A 7,439-nucleotide genomic window follows, 5' to 3' on the forward strand; every position below is an offset into this window, starting at 1 on the left:
GGCGCGGCCAGACCGGCGCGGCCAGACCGGCGCGGCCAGACCGGCGCGGCCAGACCGGCGCGGCCAGACCGGCGCGGGTCGTGGGTGAACCCACGTGGCCCGCGCCGGGTCGGTTGGCCGTTTGTTCAGCCCTTGATGCAGATCACCTGCTTGAGCTTGGCAACCACCTCGACCAGGTCTTCCTGGTTGCGGATTACCTCGTCGATGTCCTTGTACGCGGCTGGGATCTCGTCCACTACGCCTGCGTCCTTGCGGCATTCGACGCCGGCTGTTTGGGCTGCCAGGTCTGCTTCGGTGAACTGTTTGCGGGCCTTGTTGCGGCTCATCCTTCGGCCGGCACCGTGGGAGGCGCTTTCGAACGAGTCTGGGTTGCCCAGGCCTCGGACTATGTACGAGCCCGTGCCCATCGAGCCTGGGATGATGCCCAGGTCGCCTCGGCCGGCTCGGATGGCGCCCTTGCGGGTTACCAGTACCTCCTCGCCGAAGTGGGTTTCCTCGGCCACGTAGTTGTGGTGGGCGGAGATCGGCTCCTCGAAGGTGATCTGGGGGAACTGGGTGCGCAGGACGTCACAGATCAGTCTCAGCATCACCGCTCGGTTGCGGCGGGCGTAGTCCTGGGCCCAGAACAGGTCGTGGCGGTATGCCTTCATCTCCGCCGTCTTGGCCAAGAACACCGCCAGGTCCGGGTCTGGTAGTTCCTGGTTGTGGGCCAGGCCGCGGGCGACCTCTATGTGGTGCTGGGCCAGGAGGTTTCCGATCCCCCGGCTTCCGGAGTGCAGCATCACCCAGACCTGGCTCTTCGTGTCCAGGCACACCTCGATGAAGTGGTTGCCACCGCCGAGCGTGCCCATCTGGTGCAGTGCCTTCGCCGAGTTCGCCTTCACCTTGGGGGTCAGGGCCTCGAAGCCACGCCAGAACGTGTCCCAGTCCGGGACGTCGCGGTCCGTGAACGCCGTTGCCCTGTGCTGGCCGAAACCCACCGGCACCGCGCGCTCCAGCAGGCCGCGCAGGCGGGACAGGGAGTCCGGGAGGTCCTCCGCGCGCAGGGACGTCCGCACGGCGGTCATGCCGCAGCCGATGTCCACGCCCACGGCTGCGGGCGACACGGCATCGCGCATGGCGATCACCGAGCCCACCGTGGCGCCCTTGCCGTAGTGCACGTCCGGCATCACGGCCACGTGCTTGTACGTCCACGGCAGCGCGGCGATGTTGTGCAACTGCCGCATCGCCTGGTCCTCGACCGTCTCCGGTCGGGTCCACAGGTGGATGTCGACGTGCTTTCCTCGGATCTTCGTCGCTGCCATGTGCTCCAGGGTAGGGATCAGAAAATCAGTGGCACGACCGAATAATCACAGCAGGTGGGCCTTCTGCCAGATCCGCTCGGACGGGCCGCCGATCATTCCCACCTCGGTGAGGAACGGGACGATCTTCTCCGCCATCCAGCGGCGGGTCTCGTGGTGGTGTGGGTTCGCCAACGCCACCGCCCGCGCCTCGCGTGGGTCCAGGCCCACCGCCCTGTACACCGCGGGGTGCACCAGCACGTTCACCACCGTGTGGGCCACCACCGCCGTCACCAGGCGGTGCAGTTCCAGGGCCCGCCGACCCAGGGAACCCACGCCGCGCACCAGCTCCTCCCGCGCGTACCGCACGTGCCGGGCCTCCTCCACCACGTGGATGCGGTTGATCATGCGGATCATGGGCTGGATGCGCTCGTCGTCCAGCATCGAACGCTGCAGGCGGTCCGTCGTCTCCTCCACGACCAGCACCGACGCGAACATCGCCGGGCCGCCGATCAGCGCGCCGAAGAGCTTCGCCGGGGTGCGGACCACCCGTGGCGGGCCGTACGCGGGCAGGCCGAGCCTGCCGATGGCCTTGCCGAACATGATCGCGTGGCGGGTCTCGTCGCCGATCTCGGTCAGGGCGTAGTGGGTGTGCGGGCTGCGCGGGTCCAGGTCCGCGGCATACCTCGCCAGCAGCTGCATCAGCACGATCTCGGTCCACAGGCCGACGCTGGTGATGCTGCCGATCTCGTGCTTCGTCAGCTCCAGGCGCTGCTCCGGCGAGAGCCGGTCCCACAGCGCCGTGCCGTACAGCGACACCCGCTCCTCGGGCATGAAGCTCTTGCCCTCGACCAGCGGCGCGTCCCAGTCGATGTCAACGTCCGGGTCGTAGGAGTTGCGCATCGACGAGTCCAGCAGCCGCTCGGCGGTCTTGTCCCGGTCCTTCGGTTGCAGCACGCGCGCCATCGCGAACCTCCCGGCAAGATATCTGTAACTTCTCGTAACGGTTACCGAGGTTCGCCGGACTGTCAAGCTTCGGTGCGCGTCAGATCGCCGATGAGCTGGACGATCTCGCGCGTCACCGGCCGCAGCAGCCGCAACCGGGACAGACCGATGACCCGGTCGAGCAGCGGCACCGTCCGGTCGACCAGCATCCGCGTGCGCCGGCACCCCGCCGACCCGTCGTGCACCCAGAACAGCACGACCCCCATCTCGTACAGCCACAGCAGCTCGGGCAACTCCGGCCGCAGCTCCGGGTCCACCTTCGCCGTAGACCCCTCCAGCACCCGCCGGAACAACGTGATCTGGGCATCCCGCGCCGGCGACGACTCGTTCGAGAACGGGCTCAAGGGACTCGCCGGATCGGCGGCGTTCACGAAGAACTGCCGGCCGAACTCGTGGTACGGCGCGGCGACCTCGAGCCACGCCAGCAGGACGGCGCGCAAACGTTTGGCGAAGTCCCGCTCTGTCGCCAGCACGGAGGCGCACGCCTCCTCGTGCAGCTGCGTTATCCGGTCGTAGAAGCCCTGGACGAGCTGTTCCTTCGACGAGAAGTAGTAGTACGCGTTGCCCACCGAGACCCCGGCCTCGCGCGCGATGGCCCGCATGGTCGTCTTGTCGTAGCCGTTCTCCTGGAACAGCCGCAGCGCCGTCTCCACGATCAGCGTCCGCGTCGCCTCGCTCTTCGGTGTCCTGATCACCGCTCCGGGAGAGTCCGCCACCCGTCAACCGTATCCCCGGTGCGCCGTTCGCGGGTCCGTGCCGGGTGACGGCTGAACGACGCCTCGGACCAGGGGGGACATGGCCGTCAGCACGTGGTGAGCACCCGCACACGGCCCGTGAGAACCGCTGCCCCATCGGGCGGCGGTTTTCGCTCTCCGGGGTTTTAGTTGCGGCCGGGACGTATTTGTGACCCCGCTGCGCGCTCTCTTGAGTCGAACACAACCGCCGGGGGGCACCAGGAGGGCGAGCGATGTTGTGCACTGTCGAGCCAGAAGTGGATCTGGCTCAGCTCGAAGCCGATCTGGCGAACGTGACGGTGGTGCCACCCACCGCACCGGCCTGGTCGCGTCCGGTCACGAAAGCCAACCTGGACGTCGTGGCCGTGGCCGCGTCGGCCGGCGACACCGCCGCGACCGACGAGCTGCTGAGCTACCTGCGGCCGATCATGGTGCGGTTCTGTCGCACCAAGCTGGGGCGGGTTCGGCCGATCAGCTCCGCGGACGACGTGGCGCAGGAGGTGTGCATCGCGATCTTCCGCGCGCTGCCCACCTACCAGCACCTCGGCCGCCCCTTCCTGTCGTTCGTCTTCGGCGTCGCGTCGCACAAGGTGGCCGACGTCCACCGCGCCGCCGCCCGCGACCGCTCGCTGCCGACCGCGGAGACACCCGACACGATCACCTTCGAGGAGAACCCCGAGGAGATCGCGTTGCGGCGGGAACTGGTCGAGCAGACGAGCGACCTGCTGGCGACGCTGCTGCCCAGGCAGCGCGAGATCGTCGTCATGCGGGTCGTGCTGGGGATGTCGGCCCAGGAGACGGCCGAGGCGGTGGGTACGACACCGGACGCCGTCCGCGTCGCCCAGCACCGCGCGCTGAACCGCCTGCGCCGGACCATCACCCGCTGAAAGCCTCGGCGGCGCGGAGGGTCGCAGGGGGCTCGCCGCGTCGCCGACCGCCACTCGGAAAACGGGTAGTCTCTTCGCCACGTGTTGAAGAGAGGGCTACCAGGGGATGTCGATTGGACGGTGGGCGCCGCTGTCCCACCCGGACGTCGAGTCGGTCGACATCGACGACGTGCTGCGCGCTCTCGCCGACCCCACCCGGCGGCAGATCATGCGCCTTCTGATGACCGGGGGTGACCGGGCCTGTGGCACGTTCGGCCTGCCGGTGGCCGCCTCGACGCTCAGCCATCACTTCCGAACCCTGCGCAACGCCGGCATCCTCCGCCAGTACGACGACGGCCGGCAGCGCATGAACACCCTGCGCCTCGACGAGCTGGAGACCCGGTTCCCCGGGCTCGTGCGCACGGTCCTAGACGCGGGCTAGCTCCGGACGGGCGGGGCTCGGCGCCTTGGTCTCCATGTTCTCCGCCTTGCGGGCGCGCCGGTTCATCCTGCGTTCGTACCACCAGGAGTCGACCTCGACGATGACCGGGCCGAGTGCCATCAACAGCACCACGACGATTCCCACGACCGCACCGGACCAGACCGCGATTGCCTCGAGCATTTCGTTCCTCCCTCGTCGAACTTGCTGGTGACAGCTTCGCTCGGGAGGAGGGGTCGGCGGATCGGTCGAACAGCCGTGACCAGCCGGCCGACCGGTCACGGCACGGGCGGCGCGCACTGGCCGATCGGCCGACCCCGCGACGCCGGATGACCGAGGCGGCGAGTTCGGCACTCCCCTAACGTGTGCTCGCATGACACCCATCCCAGTGCCGCATCGCTGGCTGGGCGCGTTACTCGGCGTCACGCTCCTGCTGGACGCCGTCATGGCCCTGGAAGGTCCCTCCACCCGAACGCTGCTGACGCTGCCGGGGGCGGCGCTCTTCGCCGCCTGGGCCTGGCTCGGTACCACCCGCCCGGCGATCGGTGCCACGGCGGCCGCGCTCACGCTCACCGTGTCGTCGGTGGTCATGCGGGCCGCGGAGGTCGGCCCGTCCTCGATCGGCCTGTCGCACATCCTGATCACCGAGCTGGTCGGCGGGGTGATGCTGGTCGTGCTGGTCGTGTGGCGGTGCCCGCCGGTCGTCGCCTCCGCCTGTGTGACCGCGCTCGTCGTGTCGTGCCTCGCCTCGATGGTCATCCGGCAGGCCTACTGCGAATACGGTGTCTACACCGTCTGCCCGACCTACTCCGGCGGCATCGGCGCGTTCTTCTTCCCCACGGACCTCTACGAGTCGCTGCTGTTCGGGTTCATCCTGCTCGCCGGGGCCATCGCGGCCGGAGTCTTCCTGCGCCGGTCGGGCAAGAAGCGGGTCGAGACGGAGATGGGCGCGCTCGTCCGCAAGCAGTGGCCGCTCGGCGCGGCGCTCGGGGTCCTGACGCTGGTGCAGCTGGCCGAGAGCGACCTCCCGAGCCTGCTCGGCCTGGCCGCGTCGGTGGTCGCCGGCCTGTGCGCGTTCTTCGGGACCAGGTACCCGCTGCGCAACGCCTACATCACGACCGGCGCGTTCCTGCTCGCTTCGCTGTTCTCCGTCATGATTCACGCGTCGGCCGGGATCCTGCCGTTCACCGGCATGGCCGCCAGCATGGCGCTCATCGCGTACGTGATCCGGTACGTGCCGCTGGGCTCGGCGCTGTGGGCCAGCGCCGCGCTGACGGGTGCCCTGCTGGTGCTCATCGCGACGCAGGTCGGCGTCAGCACGGTCCAGGAGGTCGTCATCTACCTCCTGTTCCTGCTGCTCGTGGCGGTGGTGACCGGCTGGTACTTCCGCGCGCGCGACCGGGAGCGGAGCCAGACCGTGAAGGCGGCGGTGACCTCCGCGCAGCAGGGCGAGCGGATAGCGCTGGCCCGTGAGCTGCACGACGTGGTCGCCCACCACGTGACCGGCATCGTCGTGCAGGCGCAGGCGGCGTTGCTGGTGGCGGAGCGGAACCCCGATGTCGCGCTGCCCGCGCTGGAACGGATCGAGCGCAGCGGCACCGCGGCCCTCACGGCCATGCGCACGCTCGTCGGCAGCCTGCGGGAGGGCACGGCCGCGTGGGTCGCCGGCAGCTCCGACGCGACCGGTGACGCGACGACCGACCTGGCCGCGGACCTGCACGCGGTGGTCGAGGACTTCACCGGTCCGCGCGTCGAGCTGGACCTGAACCTGCCGGCGGAGCTGCCGCACGAGATGGGCCGGTCGGTGCTGCGGCTGGTGCAGGAGTCGCTGACCAACGTCGGCAAGCACGCGCCGGACGCGAGTGTCGCGCACGTCCGGGTGGCGGGTGTCGAGGACACGCTGCACGTCCAGGTGCGCGACGACGGCCGCAAGCGACCGGCCGACCCGGTGGGTGGGTCGGGCGGCTACGGTCTGGTCGGCATGCGGGAACGGGTGGAGCTGCTCGGCGGCCGCTTCGAGGCGGGCCCGAGCGGTTATGTCGGCTGGAACGTCGAGGCGTGGCTGCCGTTGCGAAAAGAGGAATCGTGATCCGGGTCTTGATCGCGGACGACCAGGAGATGGTGCGCGCCGGTTTCCGGATGATCCTGGAGACGCAGGACGACATCGAGGTGGTCGCGGACGTCCCCGACGGGGTGTCGGCGGTGCGGCTGGCGCGCGAGCTGCGGCCGGACGTGTGCCTGCTGGACATCCGCATGCCGGGCATGGACGGGCTCGAGGTGACGAAGTCACTCGCCGGTCCCGGGGTGGCCGACCCGCTGAAGGTCGTCGTGGTCACCACGTTCGACCTGGACGAGTACGTGCACACCGCGCTCTCCAACGGCGCCAACGGCTTCCTGCTGAAGGACGCCGGTCCGGCGCTGCTGCTGGAGGCGGTGCGGGCGGCGGACCGCGGGGACGCCCTGGTGTCGCCGCAGATCACGGTCCGGCTGCTGCGCCACTTCGCGACGGCGAACGCGACCGCGCCGGCCGCCGAGTCCACGACCGAGGCGCTGACCGAGCGTGAGCTGGACGTCGTGCGGGCGGCGGCGCGGGGGTTGACCAACACGGAGATCGGTACGGAGCTGTACCTGTCGCTGTCGACGGTGAAGACGCACCTCGCCGCGGTGCAGGCCAAGATCGGGGCCCGCAACCGCGTCGAGGTGGCCGCGTGGGCGTGGCGTACCGGCCTGATGGCCGACGCCTAGCGCACTACGCCGGGCCGGTGCCCGGCTGGATCGTCGCGACGGTCAGCTGGTTGCCCGGCGGGGTGGCGGCGCAGCCCGTGCCCGGGTTGGGCAGGAACATCGAGTCGTAGTCGTGCGGCGGGTAGACCCGCAGGCCACGCACTTCGGTCGGCTTGCAGACGGCCGGGTCGAAGTTGGCGACCTGGACGAAGCCGACGTCGGTGAACGCGCTGGCGCCCGGCTTCAGCGTGACCACCGCGCCCTTGCTGCCGGTGCGGTAGGCGGCCGGGCCGACCTGGTGACCGTCGTCGCCCGTGACGTACGAGACGCCCGGGAAGCCCTGCATGGTGCAGGTGCGGGTGCCCTTGTTGGTGAAGACGAGCGCGCGGTA

9 protein-coding genes are annotated in these 7,439 nt (G+C 69.9%); 4 read left to right on the plus strand and 5 right to left on the minus strand.

Annotation, left to right across the window (positions count from 1 at the left end; all coding sequences use genetic code 11):
- Positions 1-125: 125 nt before the first annotated feature.
- From ACJ73U_RS33940 to ACJ73U_RS33950, 3 genes are all read right to left on the minus strand, one after another.
- Positions 126-1,304: an RtcB family protein gene (locus ACJ73U_RS33940; protein WP_407781838.1), complete on the minus strand. Its 1,179-nt coding sequence runs from the start codon at positions 1,302-1,304 to the stop codon at positions 126-128.
- Between the two features lie 45 nt (positions 1,305-1,349).
- Complete coding sequence (locus ACJ73U_RS33945; protein ID WP_407781839.1) at positions 1,350-2,246, minus strand: AurF N-oxygenase family protein; 897 nt, start codon at positions 2,244-2,246, stop codon at positions 1,350-1,352.
- 62 nt (positions 2,247-2,308) lie between these two features.
- On the minus strand, positions 2,309-3,001 hold the full coding sequence (locus tag ACJ73U_RS33950; RefSeq protein ID WP_407781840.1) for a TetR/AcrR family transcriptional regulator: 693 nt from the start codon (positions 2,999-3,001) through the stop codon (positions 2,309-2,311).
- 251 nt (positions 3,002-3,252) lie between these two features.
- Here ACJ73U_RS33950 and shbA point away from each other — a divergent pair, with 251 nt between their 5' ends.
- Both shbA and ACJ73U_RS33960 read left to right on the plus strand, forming a co-directional pair.
- On the plus strand, positions 3,253-3,906 hold the full coding sequence (gene shbA, locus ACJ73U_RS33955) for an RNA polymerase sigma factor ShbA (RefSeq protein ID WP_407781841.1): 654 nt from the start codon (positions 3,253-3,255) through the stop codon (positions 3,904-3,906).
- Positions 3,907-4,012: 106 nt separating this feature from the next.
- The gene (locus ACJ73U_RS33960) at positions 4,013-4,327 is read left to right on the plus strand and encodes an ArsR/SmtB family transcription factor (RefSeq protein WP_407781842.1); all 315 of its coding nucleotides are present in this window, start codon (positions 4,013-4,015) and stop codon (positions 4,325-4,327) included.
- Here the strand turns inward: ACJ73U_RS33960 and ACJ73U_RS33965 are convergent.
- Complete coding sequence (locus tag ACJ73U_RS33965) at positions 4,313-4,507, minus strand: hypothetical protein (RefSeq protein ID WP_407781843.1); 195 nt, start codon at positions 4,505-4,507, stop codon at positions 4,313-4,315. The genes ACJ73U_RS33960 and ACJ73U_RS33965 overlap by 15 nt on opposite strands.
- A 190-nt stretch (positions 4,508-4,697) precedes the next feature.
- Here ACJ73U_RS33965 and ACJ73U_RS33970 point away from each other — a divergent pair, with 190 nt between their 5' ends.
- Together ACJ73U_RS33970 and ACJ73U_RS33975 are read left to right on the plus strand one after the other, a co-directional pair.
- Positions 4,698-6,413, plus strand: coding sequence for a sensor histidine kinase (locus ACJ73U_RS33970; RefSeq protein WP_407781844.1), 1,716 nt, complete (start codon positions 4,698-4,700; stop codon positions 6,411-6,413).
- Complete coding sequence (locus ACJ73U_RS33975) at positions 6,410-7,069, plus strand: response regulator (protein WP_407781845.1); 660 nt, start codon at positions 6,410-6,412, stop codon at positions 7,067-7,069. Before ACJ73U_RS33970 ends, ACJ73U_RS33975 begins: the two co-directional genes overlap by 4 nt.
- Positions 7,070-7,073: 4 nt before the next feature.
- On the opposite strand, the gene ACJ73U_RS33980 is transcribed toward ACJ73U_RS33975, so the two are convergent.
- Positions 7,074-7,439 (minus strand): DUF4232 domain-containing protein (locus tag ACJ73U_RS33980; protein WP_407781846.1); only part of this gene is annotated, 366 nt, incomplete at its 5' end.

This window comes from Actinophytocola sp. (assembly GCF_045807065.1).
GTDB lineage: Bacteria > Actinomycetota > Actinomycetes > Mycobacteriales > Pseudonocardiaceae > Actinophytocola.

Coding starts and splice junctions, on each gene's coding strand:
- ACJ73U_RS33970 (WP_407781844.1), top strand. CDS start 4,698: ATGACACCCATCCCAGTGCCGCATCGCTGGCTGGGCGCGTTACTCGGC.
- ACJ73U_RS33945 (WP_407781839.1), bottom strand. CDS start 2,246: ATGGCGCGCGTGCTGCAACCGAAGGACCGGGACAAGACCGCCGAGCGG.
- ACJ73U_RS33965 (WP_407781843.1), bottom strand. CDS start 4,507: ATGCTCGAGGCAATCGCGGTCTGGTCCGGTGCGGTCGTGGGAATCGTC.
- ACJ73U_RS33940 (WP_407781838.1), bottom strand. CDS start 1,304: ATGGCAGCGACGAAGATCCGAGGAAAGCACGTCGACATCCACCTGTGG.
- ACJ73U_RS33960 (WP_407781842.1), top strand. CDS start 4,013: ATGTCGATTGGACGGTGGGCGCCGCTGTCCCACCCGGACGTCGAGTCG.
- shbA (WP_407781841.1), top strand. CDS start 3,253: ATGTTGTGCACTGTCGAGCCAGAAGTGGATCTGGCTCAGCTCGAAGCC.